At 63.6% G+C, this 18,756-nt stretch carries 17 protein-coding genes and 1 riboswitch; of the genes, 7 read left to right on the top strand and 10 right to left on the bottom strand.

Features of this window, described 5'->3' with window-relative positions:
- The first annotated feature begins 45 nt into the window (after positions 1 to 45).
- Positions 46 to 210 (top strand): hypothetical protein, encoded by a 165-nt coding sequence (locus AC4D1W_RS05055; protein ID WP_490889249.1) that lies wholly within the window; start codon positions 46 to 48, stop codon positions 208 to 210.
- 3 nt (positions 211 to 213) lie between these two features.
- Here the strand turns inward: AC4D1W_RS05055 and AC4D1W_RS05050 are convergent, their stop codons facing one another.
- The 7 genes from AC4D1W_RS05050 to AC4D1W_RS05020 all read right to left on the bottom strand — a co-directional run bounded on the left by AC4D1W_RS05050 (position 214) and on the right by AC4D1W_RS05020 (position 7,057).
- Complete coding sequence (locus AC4D1W_RS05050) at positions 214 to 996, bottom strand: class I SAM-dependent methyltransferase (RefSeq protein WP_490898006.1); 783 nt, start codon at positions 994 to 996, stop codon at positions 214 to 216.
- A gap of 89 nt (positions 997 to 1,085) precedes the next feature.
- A complete protein-coding gene (locus AC4D1W_RS05045; protein WP_490889246.1) occupies positions 1,086 to 2,459 on the bottom strand; it encodes an aminotransferase class V-fold PLP-dependent enzyme in 1,374 nt (457 codons plus the stop codon).
- Between the two features lie 28 nt (positions 2,460 to 2,487).
- Positions 2,488 to 2,603: riboswitch (SAM riboswitch) on the bottom strand.
- Positions 2,604 to 2,659: 56 nt separating this feature from the next.
- The gene (gene hisN, locus AC4D1W_RS05040) at positions 2,660 to 3,484 is read right to left on the bottom strand and encodes a histidinol-phosphatase (protein ID WP_490889244.1); all 825 of its coding nucleotides are present in this window, start codon (positions 3,482 to 3,484) and stop codon (positions 2,660 to 2,662) included.
- Between the two features lie 158 nt (positions 3,485 to 3,642).
- Positions 3,643 to 3,846: a cold-shock protein gene (locus tag AC4D1W_RS05035; RefSeq protein WP_026545912.1), complete on the bottom strand. Its 204-nt coding sequence runs from the start codon at positions 3,844 to 3,846 to the stop codon at positions 3,643 to 3,645.
- Positions 3,847 to 4,020: 174 nt separating this feature from the next.
- Positions 4,021 to 5,142, bottom strand: a complete 1,122-nt coding sequence (gene rsgA, locus AC4D1W_RS05030; protein ID WP_490889242.1) for a ribosome small subunit-dependent GTPase A — start codon at positions 5,140 to 5,142, stop codon at positions 4,021 to 4,023.
- Positions 5,139 to 6,470 (bottom strand): 3-phosphoshikimate 1-carboxyvinyltransferase, encoded by a 1,332-nt coding sequence (gene aroA, locus AC4D1W_RS05025; RefSeq protein ID WP_490898005.1) that lies wholly within the window; start codon positions 6,468 to 6,470, stop codon positions 5,139 to 5,141. Before aroA ends, rsgA begins: the two co-directional genes overlap by 4 nt.
- 5 nt (positions 6,471 to 6,475) lie before the next feature.
- Positions 6,476 to 7,057 carry a DoxX family protein gene (locus AC4D1W_RS05020; RefSeq protein ID WP_490889238.1) on the bottom strand — a complete coding sequence of 194 codons (582 nt, stop codon included), beginning with the start codon at positions 7,055 to 7,057 and terminating at the stop codon, positions 6,476 to 6,478.
- A 208-nt stretch (positions 7,058 to 7,265) separates the two neighbouring features.
- On the opposite strand from AC4D1W_RS05020, the gene AC4D1W_RS05015 reads away from it, so the two are divergent.
- Positions 7,266 to 8,051, top strand: a complete 786-nt coding sequence (locus AC4D1W_RS05015; protein ID WP_490889237.1) for a sigma-70 family RNA polymerase sigma factor — start codon at positions 7,266 to 7,268, stop codon at positions 8,049 to 8,051.
- Positions 8,048 to 8,308, top strand: coding sequence for a mycothiol system anti-sigma-R factor (gene rsrA / locus AC4D1W_RS05010; protein ID WP_490889236.1), 261 nt, complete (start codon positions 8,048 to 8,050; stop codon positions 8,306 to 8,308). Before AC4D1W_RS05015 ends, rsrA begins: the two co-directional genes overlap by 4 nt.
- An 82-nt stretch (positions 8,309 to 8,390) precedes the next feature.
- On the opposite strand, the gene AC4D1W_RS05005 is transcribed toward rsrA, so the two are convergent.
- On the bottom strand, positions 8,391 to 8,465 hold the full coding sequence (locus tag AC4D1W_RS05005) for a 50S ribosomal protein bL37 (RefSeq protein WP_369299106.1): 75 nt from the start codon (positions 8,463 to 8,465) through the stop codon (positions 8,391 to 8,393).
- Positions 8,466 to 8,657: 192 nt separating this feature from the next.
- On the opposite strand from AC4D1W_RS05005, the gene AC4D1W_RS05000 reads away from it, so the two are divergent.
- A complete protein-coding gene (locus AC4D1W_RS05000) occupies positions 8,658 to 9,629 on the top strand; it encodes a zinc-binding dehydrogenase (RefSeq protein WP_490898004.1) in 972 nt (323 codons plus the stop codon).
- Positions 9,630 to 9,665: 36 nt separating this feature from the next.
- Here the strand turns inward: AC4D1W_RS05000 and AC4D1W_RS04995 are convergent, their stop codons facing one another.
- Entirely contained in the window at positions 9,666 to 10,265 is a 600-nt protein-coding gene (locus tag AC4D1W_RS04995; protein WP_490889233.1) for a GDSL-type esterase/lipase family protein, read from the bottom strand.
- A 129-nt stretch (positions 10,266 to 10,394) separates the two neighbouring features.
- Positions 10,395 to 14,213, bottom strand: a complete 3,819-nt coding sequence (locus AC4D1W_RS04990; RefSeq protein ID WP_490898003.1) for a multifunctional oxoglutarate decarboxylase/oxoglutarate dehydrogenase thiamine pyrophosphate-binding subunit/dihydrolipoyllysine-residue succinyltransferase subunit — start codon at positions 14,211 to 14,213, stop codon at positions 10,395 to 10,397.
- Between the two features lie 221 nt (positions 14,214 to 14,434).
- Between AC4D1W_RS04990 and guaB1 the strand changes: the two genes are divergently transcribed.
- The 3 genes from guaB1 to AC4D1W_RS04975 all read left to right on the top strand — a co-directional run bounded on the left by guaB1 (position 14,435) and on the right by AC4D1W_RS04975 (position 18,716).
- Complete coding sequence (gene guaB1, locus AC4D1W_RS04985) at positions 14,435 to 15,883, top strand: GMP reductase (protein WP_490898002.1); 1,449 nt, start codon at positions 14,435 to 14,437, stop codon at positions 15,881 to 15,883.
- A 386-nt stretch (positions 15,884 to 16,269) separates the two neighbouring features.
- Positions 16,270 to 17,619, top strand: a complete 1,350-nt coding sequence (locus tag AC4D1W_RS04980; protein WP_490889228.1) for a hemolysin family protein — start codon at positions 16,270 to 16,272, stop codon at positions 17,617 to 17,619.
- Positions 17,616 to 18,716 (top strand): hemolysin family protein, encoded by a 1,101-nt coding sequence (locus AC4D1W_RS04975; RefSeq protein ID WP_490889226.1) that lies wholly within the window; start codon positions 17,616 to 17,618, stop codon positions 18,714 to 18,716. Before AC4D1W_RS04980 ends, AC4D1W_RS04975 begins: the two co-directional genes overlap by 4 nt.
- The last annotated feature ends 40 nt before the right edge of the window (positions 18,717 to 18,756 follow it).

Genomic DNA, 18,756 nt, shown 5'->3' with positions numbered 1-18,756 from the left:
TGCAGAGTGGGTGCAGACACCAACGCGACCCAGGAGGCCGGCAGGATGAGCGAAGAGTCAATGTACGAGGAAGAACCGCGAGAGCACAGCGAACAGCCCGCGGAAGGGGACCGGTCGCAGGATCCGGCCGACACAGGGACGCATGCGCAGGATCCTGCGGAGGGTGCGGATTCCGCGGCGGAAACATCCGGGGCCTCGGACCCGGACTAGGGATCACATGCCGGCGGAGCCGGTGCTGTCGAGGCGGACGGCCCGCCAGCAGTAGGTCAGATACGGCAGGTTGAGCACGGCTTCGGGATTGTGCCCGAGGTGGTCGTGGAGGTACCAGGACAGGTTCGCCTCCACTTTCGCACGCGTGCCCAGCGAAGCGTTCTGATAGTAACTGCGGGACCGGGCGAGTTCAACGATGTCCGGAGCCGGGAGGGCCTGGGTCCAGGCGACTACCATCGATTCCGGTTCCGAGAAGAGTGGTCCCAACGCGGGACGGTAGTTCGGCCGGAACACGTCTCCGGCATGCATGATGCGGGAGAGCCGGTGCACCCACGGCACGCTGACATCCAGCTGATTCCAGACAAGGCCGAGGACTCCTCCCGGTACCAGGATGCGCGCCGCTTCCGCGCTCGCCGACGCCGCGTCGCACCAGTGCCAGGCCTGGGCGATTGAAACAACATCAACGCTCGCAGTGCCGAGACCGGATGCCTCGGCCGTGCCCTGAACTTTCTCCACCGCCGGGAGCTGCTGTCCTAGGACGGAGAGCATGTCCTCCGACGGATCGATCGCCGTCACCTCAGGGCAACGGTGGATGAGCTCCCTAGTGAACTTTCCTGTTCCCGCCCCGATATCGGCAGCGCTCCGTGCATCCCGCGGGACGAGCCAGTCCACACATTCCGGGGGATACCCCGGACGGACGCGCTCATAGCGCTCACTGTCCTGCAGATAGCCCCGAGCCAACTCACGACGGCGGTGCTCAGCGAGGCGCGGACCCCCAACGCCCATGACGATAGCTCCTGTCGATACTTGATCAGAACCCGTCAATTAAATCACCCGGTCTCGACTGCTCGGGAAACGGGAGTGTCAGCGCGCCATCAGTCAGCTGTGCAGGGTGCTGCGCCCGCAGTTCCCGGAGTGTGCGGAGCCCAATCCGGGAAGGAACGGGTCTCGACAGCCGGTACCCAACGCCCTGCGTCGACAACATAGTCGGTTCCCAGCCCATCCCGGATGAGTGAGGCGAGGCCGGTGAGCAGCCTGTCGACATCGTCCTGCCGCGATCCAAGCCCGAAGCTTGCGCGCAGCGATCCCGATGGCAGGCCCAGGCGCTTCAGCAGCGGGTGGGCGCAGAACTTCCCGTCCCGCAACCCCACGCCATGCTCCGCGGAAAGGTAGGCGGCGACGAGGCCGGCGTCGTAACCGTGGACGGAGAAGTTCACTACACCGATTGCGTCGGTGCTGTCGGAGAAGATGCGGTGTACGGTGACGCCGGTAAGGGCGGAGAGCCCGTCCACCAGGGCGTTTCGCAAATCTGATTCATGGCGGAGCCAGTCTTCCGCGTCCAGGGCTGCGATAACCTCCGTCGCGTGGGCAAGCGCTGCTGCGCCCAGGACGTTCGGCGACCCGCCTTCATGCCGTGCAGGGCCGGTTGTCCAGGAAACTGAATCGACCTTCACCGCCTTCACGGCGCCGCCGCCGGCAAGGTGGGGTGTTCCGACGTCAAGCCAGTCAGGCCTGCCGACCAAAACTCCGGAGCCGAACGGTGCATACAGCTTGTGTCCGGAGAAAGCGACGTAATCGATGCCGTCATGCCCGATATCCATCCGTCGGTGCGGTGCCAGTTGGGCTGCGTCGACGACGATGCGTGCGCCATGAGCATGGGCGAGGGCGGCGAGCCGGTTGATGGGCAGAACCTCACCGGTCACGTTTGAGGCACCGGTTACGGCAAGCAGGTTGATTCCCCCGGAAGCCAGCACCTCCTCCACAGCGGTAAACGTCGCCTCTATCGTGTCGGCGGCGACGAGTCCGCGATGGGGGCGGCCCAGCCAGGGCAGGAGATTGGCATGGTGTTCCAGGTCGAGGTAAAGGACCTCGCCGTCTCCAGGTACGCAACCTGCCAGGAGATTCAGGGAGTCCGTGGTGTTTCGGGTGAAGATGACCGCGTCGTCTTCACGACCGCCGACGAAGGTCCGGACGGTCTTCCGTGCATTCTCGTACAGCGACGTTGAAATTTGGGATGCGTATCCGGCGCCCCGGTGAACGCTGGCGTAGTAGGGCAGAACGCTCTGCAGGTAGTCATTGACCTGCTGCAGTGCCGGCGTCGAAGCGGCGTAGTCCAGATTGACGTAGCGGACAGCGGTGCCGTCAACCAGCGGCGCCTGCAGTTCAGCGCCCAACACGGATGCAAGCGGTGCCGCGGATAGTTCGCTGGTGCTCTCTAGAAGTGCATTGCTCACGGAAGTTAACCCCATAGTGGTCTCAAGGGACCTGCCAAGGGAGGCCCCGCGCTTGCCGAACCACTTTTCTGGAACGGCCTGGTCGTCACCCGGGGCACCCCACCGCGGAAGGAGGGTTGCCGGCCAGCAAACCGGGGTTTATCGCTGGCACTCGTGACCAATGAGTCCAGAATAAGACAGTCCGGACCCTCCGCTCGCTTTGTTACGCGGCTACGTCAGGCACCCGTATTCTCCTGGAGCAGATCGTCCAGCGAAGGGTTGAGCATCTTCAGGACATCGTTATGCAGGGTGCTGTTGGTTGCGAGCGCGTTGCCGCCGAAGGGCCCGTCCGCGCCTTCCAATGATGTGAACCGGCCACCGGCTTCCGTAACAATCGGTACCAGGGCGGCCATGTCGTACAGGTTGAGTTCAGGCTCACACGCGATGTCCACAGCGCCCTCAGCGACGAGGCAGTATGACCAGAAGTCACCATAGGCCCGTGTACGCCAGACCGATTCGGTGAGAGATACGAATTCATCGAGGTTGCCGCGTTCCTTCCATCCCGACAGGCTCGAGTAGGAGAGTGAAGCATCTTCCAGACGAGACACGCTTGAGACCCGGAGGCGTGTTGCGGCGGCCAGCGACTTGCCGGTGAAAGCTCCCGTCCCGGTTGCTGCCCACCACCGTTTCCCGAGGGCGGGAGCGCTGACGACGCCGACGACGGGGCGGCCCTCATCCACCAGAGCGATGAGTGTGGCCCACACCGGCACTCCACGGACAAAGTTCTTGGTGCCGTCGATCGGGTCGATGATCCACCGCCGCGAGCCCGCGCCGCTGCTCCCGAATTCCTCGCCGAGCACGGCATCCCGCGGGCGGGCGCGTGAGAGTTGTCCGCGGATTGCCTCTTCCGCTGACTTGTCTGCATCGGTAACCGGGGTGTAGTCCGGCTTGGTCTCAACCGCCAGATCCAACGCCTTGAACCTGGACATGGTCTGGTCATCGACGGAATCGGCCATCACATGGGCAAGGCGAAGGTCATCGTTGTAGCTCTGGAGGTTCATACTGTTCAACCTATATCCTCGGGACGCGCAGATGCGGGAGGCCTGATGCCCGGGGCGTTGAGTGCCCTTGCACGTGGGCGATGCCCGCTGACTGCGGTCTTAACGCAAGGAAGGGACATCGGCCGATAGCCGATGTCCCTTCCTTTGAAAACTAAGAGTTAGAGAACGGAGATGTTCTCAGCCTGGGGGCCCTTGGGTCCCTGGGTGGTCTCGAAGCTGACCTTCTGGTTCTCCTCGAGCGAGCGGAAGCCGCCGGAGTTGATTGCGGAGAAGTGAGCGAAGACGTCAGCGCCGCCGTCGTCAGGAGCGATGAATCCAAAGCCCTTTTCAGCGTTAAACCACTTGACTGTACCTGTTGCCATTTAAATCATTCCTTGAGTGTAGGATCCCCCCGTACTTCGGGGTTCCCGTCGCGGTGTTCCATCGCCTGCAAAAAAAGCTTTCGAACTCCGTAGAGAAATCAAGGCTAAATATTCATGCGCAACACAACAACTACGTTCAGTCTAGCAGGCAATGAGCCGCTGTGCGCGCACCGGCTATTGGAGCCCTAATTCTTTCGAGCCTTGGGCGGGCTCGATCCCAGCACCGAGCAGCCTTCGCAGGGAAGCTAGGCGCACGGGTCCCGACTCTCCGGCGTCCCCGGAATCGACCCAGCCGTCCAACCCGCAGTTGACTGCGGTGTCGTCGTGTCTGCACCCCCGTTCGCACTGCTCGGTCCCGGGCGCGAGATCCGGGAAGGCGGCCAGGATGCGGTCGGCGTCGACATGGGCGAGGCCGAAGGAACGAATCCCCGGCGTGTCGATGATCCACGTGCCGGGCGCGGAGTCGGCGGCCTTGAGCGCGTAGGCCGACGAAGAGGTATGGCGACCGCGGCCGGTCACCGCGTTGACGCCGCCGGTGGCACGGTTGGCTCCCGTGAGCGCATTCACCAGGGTGGACTTGCCGACCCCGGAGTGGCCTAGGAGCACGCTCACCTTCCCCTCCAGGAGACCCTTCAGCCGGCTTACGGCACCCGGGGCCAGCAGCGCGGAAGTGCCGCTGGCGGAGGTCGTTTCGACGCCGTCGGGGGTGGAGGCGGTCTGGCTCGTGATGATGAGCAGGTCGAGGTGTTCGTAATTGGCCAGCAGGTCCGCCGGATCCTTGAGGTCCGCCTTGGTGACGCACAGCAGCGGCTGGATACCGGCGTCGTACGCGGCGACCAGCGCGCGGTCGATGAATCCGGTGCGCGGTTCGGGGTTGGCGGCAGCCACGACGATTACCAGCTGGTCGGCGTTGGCGACCACCGCCCGCTCCACGGGATCTGTGTCATCGGCGCTGCGTCGCAGGAGGGTGTGTCGATCCTGGATCCGGACCAGCCGGGCAAGGGTGTCCGGCTCGCCGCTCACATCACCCACCAGTGCAACGAGGTCGCCGGCAACGACGGGGGAGCGGCGCAGCTCCCGGGCACGGGCGGCAATGACAATGCGTTCCGCGTTCGTGTCTTCATCCACGACGGCGGTATACCGTCCGCGGTCCACAGTGATGATCCGGCCGGTCACCGCGTCATCGTGAGCCGGGCGGTCCTTGGTGCGGGGACGGGAACCCTTCTTGTTCGGCCTGATGCGGACATCGGACTCGTCCCAGGAGGAGGTCCCACGCCTGGACCCGGCGGGTGTCACAGTGAGTCGCTCGGATCAGCGGTGGCTGCCACTGCCTCCCACAGCTCGGGGAATTGGGGCATGGTCTTACCGGTTGTTGCAATGTTTTCGATCTCGACGCCCTCCACCGCGAGGCCGAGGATTGCCCCTGCGGTGGCCATGCGGTGGTCATCGTAGGTGTGGAAAGGGCCACCGTGCAGCGGAGCCGGTCGAATGATCAGTCCGTCGGCTGTCTCTTCGGCATCGCCGCCGAGACGCGTGATCTCGGCGACAAGCGCCGCGAGGCGGTCCGTTTCGTGACCGCGCAGGTGGGCGATGCCCGTCAGCACCGACGGCGACTGTGCAAGCGCGCAGAGCGCAGCCACAGTAGGTGCCAGCTCGCTGGTATCAGCGAGTTCAGCGCCCGTGATCATCCCGGAGCCCCGGACCACGAGAGTGGAATCACTGGTCAGTTCGACGGCGGCGCCAAACATGGGCAGTATGGTCCGCCACTTCTCACCGACCTGTGTGGTGTTAGCGGGCCAGTGAGGGATCCGTACAGTTCCGCCCGTGGCAACGGCCGCGGCGAGGAACGGTCCCGCGTTGGAAAGATCCGGCTCGATGCGCACGTCAAACCGGTTGATGGTCCCAGGCTCCACACGCCACGTGTTGGGCTCGGAGTCGTCCACGACGACGCCGACCTCGCGCAGTACTCGGACGGTCATCGAGATGTGGTCCAGACTCGGGACAGGCTTGCCCACATGCTGCAGATGGAGGCCTTCGGCGAAACGCGCGCCAGCGAGGAGCAGCGCCGACACGAACTGAGAGGAGGCGCTGGCGTCTATGACCAGGGTGCCTCCCTCCACGGATCCGGAACCGGCGACCGTGAAGGGGAGGGCGTCGTCGTCGTTCTCGAGGTTGACGCCGAGACCGCGTAGCGCGCTGATCACCGCACCCATCGGCCTCCGGCGGGCATGCGGGTCACCGTCGAACGAGGTACGTCCGTTGCGGAGCGCTGCCAGCGGCGGGACGAAGCGCATCACCGTACCGGCCAACCCGCAGTCCACGCTTGCCTCCCCCGATGCATCCGCCGGGATGGGGGTGATGAGCAGGTCCGGTCCGAACGTGCCGTCGCCCTCGACCTCCTCCACGTGGGCACCGAGCGATCTCAGTGCATCCACCATCAGCTGTGAATCCCTCGAGTGGAGCGGAGCGCGCAGCCTGCTCGGACCGTCGGCAAGTGCGGCAAGGATGAGGTACCTGTTGGTCAGCGACTTCGACCCCGGGACCTCGACCGTTGCATCAACGGGGCCTCGTGCGTGTGGTGCAGGCCAGAACGACGTGGATGGTGCAGCGGACAGCGCGCTCATGCCCCTTAGCTACCCGTGACTTCCGACGCCGTCTTGCGCACTGCCTTCTCGGCGATCTTGAGGCGCTTTTCAGTGTCGCGGGCCAGCGAACGTGCGCTCTTGCGCGTGTCATGGCTCAGAGCGAGAGCATTTCGGCGCGCATCTTCGGCGAAGTGTTCTGCACGCCATGCCCAGCTCGGGCGTCCGTTGGTGTCCACCGCTGCAAGCAGCACGGCACCCATCAGGGAGAGGTTCTTGATGAGCTGATTACGCCGGTCCTTGCGGGCTTTCGACGTGGATGAGTCGGCGTTGTTGAACTCGACTATGGCGTTCAGCGCAGACGTACCGACCAGCACCGTCGCTGAAAGCCGGGAGAAACGGCCGATCCCCAGCAGCACCGCCGCACCGAGATGCGCCGCGCCGAGGACCTTCGCGACGCGCTGTTCGTTGCCCGTGGCCGATGCTGCCGCGGGCACCGCCTTGGTGATGCGGTCCAGGGTAGGACGTAGAGCTGTGGCCGTGGCGTCGGTGTGCCGAAGCCGGTCAATGCCCGTGAGGACGAAGCTGCTGGCGAGCAATGGGCGGGCGAGTACGCGAACAAGGGTCACAATGCCTCCTGGCTTCCAGCACCCCTGGAGGCACCGGATCTACTTATGCGAACAACGTCAGTTACAACCGTGGATGGAATGTGTCTAGTTTTGCACTTTTGGCGCATCGAGGCGATCCGGCTGCGGTGTCCGCGCCGGAATATCCGCATCCGTCCGATGGTTGTGAATACCGGAGCCTGAACATCGGACAGACGGATACGAGGAGCAGATGGGTACAGCAACATCGGTACGGGACCAGATGCCGCGCCTCCACGTGGACGCACCGGCACGTCCGGCGCAGCGCCGGCGAACCGTCGGGCGCGTAGACTTTGCAGCAATGAATACCACAGCCGCGGCGGGGCCCACCCCGGCCGAAGATGAGGAACTGGACCTGTCAACCGAGTCCGTTGCGGAGCGGACTGCACGGTTCGAGCGGGATGCCATGCAGTATGTGGATCAGCTGTATTCGGCCGCGATGAGAATGGCACGCAATCCGGCTGATGCCGAGGATCTCGTGCAGGAGGCCTACACCAAGGCGTTCTCCGCATTTCACCAGTACAAGCCGGGCACCAATCTCAAGGCGTGGCTGTACAGGATCCTTACCAACACGTACATCAATCTCTACCGCAAACGGCAGCGCGAGCCCCTGCAGTCCCACTCGGACACCATCGAGGACTGGCAGTTGGCCAAGGCGGCCGAGCACACCTCGTCAGGATTGCGCTCGGCCGAGGTGGAAGCACTCGACCACCTTCCCGATTCGGATGTGAAGCAGGCTCTGCAGGCCATCCCCGAGGAGTTCCGCCTGGCGGTCTACTTCTCGGATGTCGAGGGCTTCGCATACAAGGAAATCTCGGAAATCATGAACACACCGATCGGCACTGTGATGTCACGGCTGCACCGCGGACGCAAGCTCCTGCGGGATCTGCTGTCCGAGTATGCTCACGAGCGGGGCATGGGTGCCGCGGTACGCGCCTCCACAGCTGATCGTGGAACTACACAGGAGAACGGAAAATGAGCGACTGCCATAGCCTTGGCGACTGCGACGATTCAAGGATCGAACGACTCTATGAGTACCTTGACGGCGCCCTCTCGCACTCCGATCTGGTCGAGATCAAGGACCACCTTGAGGACTGCCCGGATTGCGCCCAGGAACACGACCTGGAGTGCCTTATCCGGTCGGTTGTGAAGCGGTCCTGCACTGAGGTCGCACCGGCGAAACTGAAGGCGAACATTCTTGATCGCATAAGCCAGATCAAGACCGTGGACCACTAGGGCTCCCTTCAGAAGGACCGCCGACAGACAGAAGAACCCCCGTACAGGTACGGGGGTTCTTCTGTCTGCTTTGACCGTGATGTCAGGTGTTGGGGCGCTTACCGTGGTTAGCGCCGCCGCGCTTGCGATCACGGCGCTTGCGTGCACGCTTGCTCATGGCTGCCTCCTTACATTTGCCTGTTTTGGCTTTGCCGATCGACCACATGGGTCCGGACTGTCCTCCAGTCTCCCACACGCAAGCGCGGGGAACCTAAACGGGCGGGCCTGCCTTTCGGGGGCGTCTGCCGGATAGCTCGTGCCTAGGATGGAACGGAAGCATCCCCAGCAAACCCGAGCGAAGGAGCGCCGAATGCGCGCAGTGTACGCCGAGTCGATGTCCGCTCAGTCCCCGCTCGAGGGACTGCGGGTGGGTGAGCTCCCGGAACCTGAGGTGCCGACAGGCTTCCGCCGGGTTCGGGTGCGGGCCTCTACCCTGAACCATCACGACCTGTGGACATTGCGCGGGGTCGGCCTAGGCCCGGACAAGCTGCCGATGATCCTCGGCTGTGACGGCGCCGGAGTGGACGACGACGGCAATGAAGTCATTGTGCACAGCGTCATTTCCTCGCCGGGCTGGCAGGGTGATGAAACCCTGGACCCCCGCCGATCCCTGCTCTCCGAGCACTATCCAGGCACAATGGCGGACTACGTGTGGGTGCCGGAGCGAAACCTGGTACCGAAGCCCACGGACCTGAGCTTTGAGGAGGCAGCGTGCCTGCCGACCTCCTGGCTGACTGCATACCGGATGCTGTTTACGACGTCGCCCGCTGCTCCAGGCTCGACCGTCCTGGTGCAGGGGGCTGGAGGCGGTGTCTCCACCGCGCTCATCCTTCTCGCCGCAGCGTCCGGTTACCGGGTGTGGGTCACCAGCCGCAGCGAAGAGAAGCGGCGAATGGCGCTGAAACTGGGAGCGGCCGACGCGTTCGACGCCGGTGCCCGGCTTCCGGAGCGCGTCGACGTCGTGTTCGATTCGGTCGGAGAAGCAACCTGGGCGCACTCACTGAAAGCTCTGAAGCCGGGTGGCGCCGTCGTTACCTGCGGCGCCACGAGCGGCCCGGCTCCGTCGGCGGACCTGAACCGCGTGTTCTTTCTGCAGTTGCGCGTGCTGGGCTCCACCATGGGTACCCGTGACGAGCTCCAACGTCTGGCCCAGTTCCTTGCCGTGACCGGAGTTCGCCCGACCATCGACTCAGTTCATGCGCTGGAGGACGCACGCGCAGGATTTGAGCGTATGGCTGGCGGCGGCGTCTTTGGGAAGGTTGTTCTCAACCACGGGACCTGATGCCGGCGCCCTCCCGGACATCGGCCAGTCCTCACGTCAGGCGGGTGCGGGAATCTCCAGCCACTGGAACCAGCCGCGGTGGAGGACGAGCCACGCTATGAGACCGTAACCGGCCTGACCCGGTCCGCCGCCATTCTTAGCCAGATCAGAACGCCACTGCTCATGGGCATGCAGGGGAGTGAAGGTGTCGACGTACACATGTTTACGGCGCGTCGTCACGTCCGCGAAAGCCGCCGAGAGGTCGGCAAGTCGGCGGTTCCGTTCCGCATCCAGTCCCGGCGGCGGTCCAACCACCAGCACCTTGATGCTCATCTGCGCTGCCCCGTCGAGGATGTTCGCGAGATTCAGCCGGCTTCGCGCCGTGGAAATCTCCAGATCGAGATCGCGGTCCGACAGTCCTATGAGCAGGCGGTTTTCCGTGTTGTCCGCGAACCTGCGGCTGGACTCTTCCAGCCAACGGGCTGCCAGAGCCTCAGTCCCCTCACCCGGAGCGGCCAGGCTGAACGCTTCGAGCGTTGCGTTATCCGGCGTGGTCCGCGCCAAGACCCTGCCGAGCCAACCGAGTGCCCGCGGATCACCCAGTCCCGCGAGTAGTTCGTCTCCCACTGCGGCAAGCCTTATTCTGCGCTGTTCCACTCGTCACCTCTGGTTGCTTGTCGTGTTGTTTCTGGATGGTTGCGCGATTACATAGCCATCCATGCGGGAAACGCCAATGGGCAGGGTCCAAACAGACCCTGCCCATTGTACGTTCGGGCCCCAGGCTTACTAGTTGTGGTCGAACGCGTTCTTGATGAGGATTTCCTGTTCCACCGCGTGGTGCTTGGCTGACCCGGTTGCCGTCGATGCAGAGGCCGGACGGGATACCAGCCGAAGCTGACGGTCCAGGTGCTGCGGGAGGTTCAGGCCGATGAAGGGCCAGGGTCCCTGGTTCGCCGGTTCGTCCTGAGCCCACACCACATCCGCGTCCGGGTATTTGGAGATTGCGGTCTTGATTTCGTCCACAGGGAGTGGCGCCAACTGCTCCACGCGCAGGATTGCGGTTGAGGTGTCATCCGCCTTCTGGCGGGCGGCTGCCAAATCGTAGTAGAGCCGACCGGAGACCAACAACACACGCTTGACATCCGACGGGTTGAGCCCGGCGGTGTCCTCGATGACCGGCTCGAATCCGCCCTGCGTGAAGTCTTCCACGCTGCTTGCCGCTGCCTTCAGGCGCAACAGCTGCTTCGGCGTGAAGATGATGAGCGGCTTCCGGGGGCGGCTGTACGCCTGCCGCCGCAGCAGGTGGAAGTGTGACGCTGCCGTGGTGGGGTTGGCCACGACCATGTTGTCTTCCGCGCACATCTGCAGGAATCGCTCGATGCGTGCCGACGAGTGGTCCGGTCCCTGGCCCTCATAGCCGTGGGGGAGCATCAGTACAAGCGAGGAACGCTGGCCCCACTTCTGCTCGGCCGAAGAGATGAACTCATCGATGATGGTCTGCGCCCCATTGACGAAGTCACCGAACTGGGCTTCCCACAGCACGAGTGCGTCGGGCCGCTCCACGGAGTAGCCGTACTCGAACCCCATGGCTGCGTACTCGGACAGCAGTGAGTCGTAGATCCAAAACTTGGCCTGTCCTTCGCTGAGCTCACCGAGCGGGAGCCACTCGTTGCCGTTGGCGCGGTCGTGGAACACCGCGTGCCGTTGGACGAAGGTCCCGCGGCGGGAGTCCTGTCCGGCGAGACGCACCGGCACGCCTTCCATCAGCAGGGAACCAAAAGCCGCGATTTCACCGAAGCCCCAGTCGATCCCACCTTCGCGTGACATTTGCTCGCGCTTCTCGAGCAACGCCTTGAGCTTGGGGTGGACGGTGAAGCCCTCGGGGAAGGCCAGATGAGCCTTTCCGATGTGCGCCAGCGTCTCCGCCGTGATTGCAGTACTCGCCGGTACTCCCACTCCGTTATCGCGCTGGGCGATAGGGCGCTCGATGTTGGAGACAGCTGCGGAGTCCTTGGTGACCACTGGAATCGGCGAGGTTTGGGCGGCATGCGTTTCCGCGAAGACACGCTCGAGCCTCTCCTGGTAGTCGCGCAATGCCTGCTCGGCTTCTTCCTGGCTGATGTCGCCGCGACCGATCAGGGCCTCGGTGTACAGCTTGCGCACCGAACGCTTTGCCTCGATCAGGTTGTACATCATCGGCTGTGTCATCGAGGGGTCGTCGCCCTCGTTGTGGCCGCGCCTACGGTAGCAGACCATGTCGATGACAACATCCTTGTTGAACCGCTGGCGGAACTGGTACGCGAGCTGGGCCACCCGAACCACGGCCTCCGGATCGTCACCGTTCACGTGGAAGATCGGGGCCTGCACCATCTTGGCGACGTCGGTTGAGTACACCGAGGAGCGGGATGCGGTGGGGGAAGTTGTGAAGCCGACCTGGTTATTCACGATGATGTGGATGGTTCCACCGGTGCGGTAACCGCGCAGCTGGGAGAGGTTCAACGTTTCCGCCACCACGCCCTGGCCGGCAAACGCAGCGTCACCGTGGATCAGGATCGGCAGGACGGGGAACGTGTCTCCCTGATCCAGTCGGTCCTGCTTGGCGCGCACAATTCCCTCAAGCACGGAATCGACGGCCTCCAGGTGGGATGGGTTCGCCGCGAGGTAGACCTTCGTTTCATTGCCGCTGTCCGAGGTGTAGGTGCCCTCGGTGCCGAGGTGATACTTCACGTCACCGGAACCCTGCACGGAACGCGGATCCTGGGTGCCCTCGAACTCGCGGAAAACCTGCGCGTAGGTCTTTCCGGCGATGTTGGTGAGGACGTTCAGGCGTCCGCGGTGAGCCATGCCAATGGCCACCTCGTCCAGTCCGTCGTCTGCGGCGTCGGACAGGATAGCGTCCAGGAGCGGAATCAGTGATTCCCCGCCTTCCAGCGAGAACCGCTTCTGACCGACAAACTTGGTCTGCAGGAAGGTTTCGAAGGCCTCCGCAGCGTTCAGCCGGTGCAGGATGCGCAACTGTTCCTCACGGCTCGGCTTCGAATAGGAGTGCTCAAGCTCGTCCTGGAACCACTGGCGTTCCTCGGGATCCTGGATATGCATGTACTCGATGCCGGTGGTCCTGCAGTAGGCGTCCCGAAGTACGCCGAGGATGGTCCGGAACTTCAGCGCGGGCTTCCCACCGAAACCGCCGGTGGGCCATTCACGGTCCAGATCCCACAGCGTCAGCCCGTGGGTGCGGACATCGAGGTCAGCGTGCTTACGCTGCACGTACTCGAGCGGATTGGTGTCCGCCATAAGATGGCCGCGCACACGGTAGGCATGGATCAACTGCTGAATACGGGCAACCTTGTTGATCTCGTCCATCGGATCAACCTGGATGTCCGCGCTCCAGCGCACAGGCTCGTACGGGATGCGGAGGGCTTCAAAGATGTCGTCGTAAAAGTTCTGCTCACCGAGCAGGAGCTGGTGCACGATCCGGAGGAACTCACCGCTGCCCGCACCCTGGATGACGCGGTGGTCGTAGGTCGACGTAAGCGTGATCGTCTTGCTGATCGCGTGCTGTGCCAGCGTCTTCTCGCTGGCACCCTGGAATGCCGCCGGGTACTCCAGTGCACCGGCGCCGATGATGCAGGCCTGACCCTTCGACAGACGGGGAACCGAGTGAACAGTACCGATGCCTCCTGGATTGGTGAGGGAGACAGTGGTGCCGGCGTAATCATCAGCGCCGAGTTTGCCTGCCCGTGTCCGCTTCACGAGGTCTTCATAGGCATGCCAGAACTCGGAGAAGTTGAGCGTCTCCGCCTTCTTGATGTTGGGCACAACCAGCAGTCGGGTGCCGTCCGGCTTCGGCATGTCGATCGCCAGACCGAAGTTCACATGGGCAGGCTGCACCGCTGCAGGCTTGCCGTCGACGACGTCGTAGTAGACATTCTGGGACGGGAACTGCGCCAGGGCCCGGATGATCGCGTAACCGATGATGTGGGTGAACGAGACCTTGCCGCCGCGAGCGCGCTCGAGATGGTTGTTGATGACCACCCGGTTGTCGATGAGCAGCTTTGCCGGCACGGAGCGCACGCTGGTTGCGGTGGGAACCGTGAGGCTGGCGTCCATGTTGGTGGCAATCGCCTTGGCCGGCCCGCGAAGGACCGTGACGGTGTCTTCGTCCATTTCCGGGTTGAGCTCCGATTTGGGGAGTTGAGCGGGGATCGGAGCCTTTTCCGGCTTAGTCTCTGCCTTTGCTTCAGTCTTGGCCTCAGGAGCCGGCTGCTCCGCACCCTTGTCCTTGCCGGGATCCTTGGCGACCGGAGGCTTGCCGGACTCCTGGGTTGCGGCCGGTGACTCACCCGAGGCCTTGGGCGCGTTCTGCTCCGCCGAGACGACGGGCAGTTCCCGCGTAGGCGGATGGGGATCGGAACCGGCTGACCGCTGCGCTGCATGCCGCCCATTGTCCGAGCCGCTGTCTTCGGCCTCGAAGGATTCGAAAAGGCTCCACCACTTTTTGTCTACCGAGCTCCGGTCCTGCCGGAATTGCTCATAGAGCTCATCCACAAGCCATTCGTTTCCGCCGAATTCTTCCGGTAGACGGTGGTTGGGTTGTTGTGGCACTTGTTATACGCCCTCTTCCATGAGTTGCCCTTGGCCCAAAAAAGGTTTACGTCGGCGCTCGCCTGACCCTGTTGACCTGCCCTTCAGTCTAATGACAGTTTTGGGCAACAAGCCAATCTCGCGGCTTCCTTGCACGCAGGTATCGCCATGTCCGGACACGGGTCGGGATCCACGTGAGATTAGGCATACACTCGCTTGTGTAACCGACCGCAGGAGCACCCGTGCGTTTCATCAACACGCCCTCAACTGACCTCACTTATTCGGACGTTTTCCTTGTACCGTCGGCCTCGGAAGTCATCTCACGGTTCGACGTCGACCTGGCCACCGAAGACGGAACCGGCACAACCATCCCGCTGGTTGTCGCGAATATGACGGCCGTCACCGGACGCCGCATGGTGGAAACCGTGGCCCGGCGAGGCGGACTTGCCGTACTTCCGCAGGACGTGCCCACGCACGTCATCAGGGAAGTCACACAGTGGGTCAAGCAGCGTGACCTGATCTTCGAGACACCTTTGAAGCTGCAGCCGGGCAACACGGTGATCGACGCGCTGCACCTGATCAACAAACGGGCACACGGAGCCGTCATGGTGGTCGACGACGACAACCGCTGCGTCGGTGTAGTCCGTGCAGCCGACTGCGAGGGTGTGGACCGCTTCGCGTCGCTCGAAGCTGTTATGCGGCCACCCCTGAACCTTGAGGCTTCGCGGTTCTCTGCGGACCGCGACGCAGCCCTTCAGGAGGCCTTCGAGGAACTCGACGCCGCAGGTGCGTCTCTCGCAGCCGTCTCACGGAACGGTCAACTTGCCGGCGTCATTACGCGCAAGGGTGCGCTGCGGTCCACCATCTACCAGCCGGCAACAGACCGCCAGGGACGGCTGCGGGTGGCCGCCGCCGTCGGTATCAATGGCGACGTCGCTGCCAAGGCGGCCGAACTGCTGGAAGCAGGTGTTGATGTCCTCGTAGTGGACACTGCCCACGGACACCAGCGGAAGATGCTCGACGCACTGAAAGCGGTCACGTCACTCGATCCCTCTGTTCCCGTCGTGGCCGGAAACGTAGTGAGCGCCGACGGCGTGCGCGACCTCGTGGAGGCGGGAGCCTCGATCATCAAGGTCGGCGTGGGCCCCGGCGCCATGTGCACCACCCGGATGATGACGGCGGTAGGCCGGCCGCAGTTCTCTGCAGTCTACGAGTGCTCGCAGGCCGCTGCGGAACTCGGCGCCCATGTCTGGGCGGACGGCGGTGTCCGGTACCCGCGGGACGTGGCACTCGCACTGGCGGCCGGTGCCAGTCAGGTGATGATCGGATCCTGGTTCGCCGGCACGTACGAGAGCCCCGGAGACCTGCAGACCGACAGCCAGGGACGCCAGTACAAGGAGAGCTTCGGCATGGCCTCCGCCCGTGCGGTCCAGAACCGGACACAGCGGGACGATGTATTCGCCCGGGCCCGCAAGGGACTGTACGAGGAAGGCATCTCGACCTCCACCATGTACCTCGACCCCGCCCGCCCCGGCGTTGAGGACCTGCTGGACATGATCACGGCGGGTGTGCGCAGTTCAATGACCTATGCAGGAGCGCGGTCGCTCGCGGAGTTCCGCGACCGGGCGATCGTCGGCGTGCAGTCGGCAGCCGGCTATGACGAAGGCCGCCCGCTCCAGCAGAGCTGGTAGGGCGAAGTCGGCGGGGAGGCCTTCGCGGCAGGGTCGGTGCCGTTGCTGTAAACTGGAAACCTTATGGACAGTTCCTCTAGGGGCCGGCCCATGGCGCGCACGCAGCGACAGGCAGCATCGATCCGATGTGCAGCGCAGCCATCCAGTGCCGGCAATCCCCGTTCACATGCCCATCACCCATCCGCTTCCGTCCGTTCAGCAGTAGGCGGACCGTCCTCGGTCGCCACTGCATGTGCGGACGCCGGGACCGGAGACCTTGTCTCCGGTAATGCGGCGCCGCCGGAGCCTTCCCAACCGGACGAGCCCTCCCAACCGGCGGAACCTCCGAAACCCGGTGCGCCGGTTGGAACCGGCGCACCTGTGCTGCCCTCGGCGGTGACCAGATAATGGAATGGTTATACCTTGTTGTCGGCCTGCTGCTGATCCTCGGCACCGGCTTCTTCGTCGCCGTTGAGTTCGCGCTTGTTGCGCTCGATCAAACCTATGTTCAGCGGGCGGTGGACTCAGGTGACAAGCGGGCGGAGCCAGTGCTTCGATGCCTCAAGTCGCTCTCCACGCAACTCTCCAGCTGCCAGCTGGGGATCACCCTGACAACGCTGCTCACCGGTTATGTCATGGAACCGTCGGTTGGACGACTGCTTGAGACGCCTCTGGGCGCCGTCGGCGTCCCGGAGACTGCGCGCGCCTCGATCTCCCTCATCCTCGCCATGGTGTTGGCGACCCTGCTCTCGATGCTGATCGGTGAGCTGGTGCCCAAGAACATGGCAATAGCCCTGCCCTTCAGGGTCGGGCGGGCACTTGCCCGCCCGCAACTCATCTTCACCGCGATCTTCAAGCCCGCGATCGTTGTCCTGAACGGCTTTTCCAATCGTGTCCTGCATCTGTTCGGCCTGGAAGCGAAGGAAGAAATTTCCGGAGCGCGAACACCCTCCGAACTGTCGTCACTGGTGCGGCGGTCAGCCGAACTGGGAACCCTCGATCAGGGCACCGCGAACTTCCTCGCCCGAACTTTCAGCTTTTCGCAGCGCACCGCTGCTGATGTCATGACGCCGCGAATTCGAATGGCCACGATCGAGTCCGATCAAACGGTGGCCGACGTCGTCGATCTGGCACGAAGCACCGGATACTCCAGGTTCCCGCTCATCGGAGAGTCTCCGGATGACATCCGGGGCGTTGTGCACGTCAAGAAAGCCGTGGCCGTGCCCCGGCCGAAGCGAGCCGAGCTACCGGCCGGGACGATCATGACCGACGTACTGCGCATTCCCGAGACCGTCCATCTGGACTCCCTGCTGAGCGAACTCCGGGAGGCGAACCTGCAGCTCGCGGTGGTACTTGACGAGTACGGGGGCACGGCCGGTGTTGTAACGCTCGAAGATCTGGTCGAGGAGATCGTCGGCGAGGTGGCCGACGAACACGACAAACTGAAGGCCGGCGTCCTGCAAAGCGCGGCCGGTAACTGGTTCTTCCCCGGCATCATGCGTCCCGACGAGGTCAGCGACCAGGTCCCGCACCTGGTAGTTCCTGACGAACCCGGCTATGAGACGGTCGGCGGATTCATGATGTCCGTCCTCGGCCGGATCGCCGAGATCGGCGACCGGGTGGAGGTGACGGGCGGCATCCTCGAAGTGGAACGCATGGACGGACGCCGGATCGACCGCATCAGCTTCATCCCGATCGTGCCCGAAGATGCCGAACAGTCCGATCCAGGCACGCGTGCCGTAGGGGGTACACGATGAGCGACTGGGCAGGAATACTGTGGCTGGTCATTCTCCTGATTGCCAATGCGTTCTTCGTTGGTGCGGAGTTCGCAGTCATGAGCGCACGCAGGAGCCAGATTGAGCCACTTGCCGAAGAAGGTTCGAAACGCGCGCGAACAACGCTCTGGGCGATGGAGCACGTCTCCCTCATGCTCGCCTGTGCGCAGCTGGGTATCACCGTATGTTCCCTGCTGATCCTTCAGGTGGCTGAGCCCGCTATTCACCACCTGATGGTGGTTCCGCTCGAAGCGATCGGGCTCCCGGGCGCCCTGGCGGACGGTATAGCTTTCGGTATCGCACTGGCGCTGGTGACTTTCCTCCACGTCACCTTCGGCGAAATGGTGCCGAAGAACATCTCGGTCTCGGTGGCAGACAAGGCTGCGCTGTTCCTCGCGCCGCCGCTCGTGATGGTGGCGCGCGTAGTGCACCCTGTCATCTCAAGCCTGAACTGGACGGCCAACCACATCCTTCGCGCCATGCGCATCGAGCCCAAGGATGAGGTGACTTCGTCCTTCACACTGGAGGAGGTGCAGTCCATCGTGCAGGAGTCCACGAGGCATGGGCTGGTGGACGACGACGCCGGGTTGATCAGCAGTGCGCTTGAATTTTCGGGGCAGACGGCCGGAACCGTGATGGTTCCGCTGGATGAACTCGTCACGCTCAGCACCGACTCCACGCCCGAGGAGTTTGAGAAGGCAGTCGGACGCACCGGTTTTTCCCGTTTTGTGCTGGTCGACCAGCACAACAACCTCACCGGGTACATGCATCTCAAGGACGTCATGTCCATGCCGGAAGCGGCCTACTCGCGGCCGATCACGGAGAACAAGGTCCGCGCCCTCGCAAACCTGAGCGTGGACGACGAAATCGAGGACGCACTGGCGATCATGCAGCGCACCGGCTCACACCTGGCTCGCGTGATGACCCACGACGGACATGCGCGGGGCGTGCTTTTCCTGGAGGACGTCATCGAGCAGCTGATCGGGGAGATCCGTGACGCCACCCAGAACCAGGGACTTCGGAGAACCGGCGAGTTTCTCCAGCAGGGCGTGCACCTGGGAACCAGGGAAGCGCGCTAACCAAAGGTTCGACAGCGGGATCCTGACTCATGACAGGGTC

This window comes from Arthrobacter sp. TJ-170, from assembly GCF_058269305.1.
The sequence above is the reverse complement of the archived record's forward strand: the minus strand, read 5'-3'. Positions and strand labels throughout refer to the sequence as shown.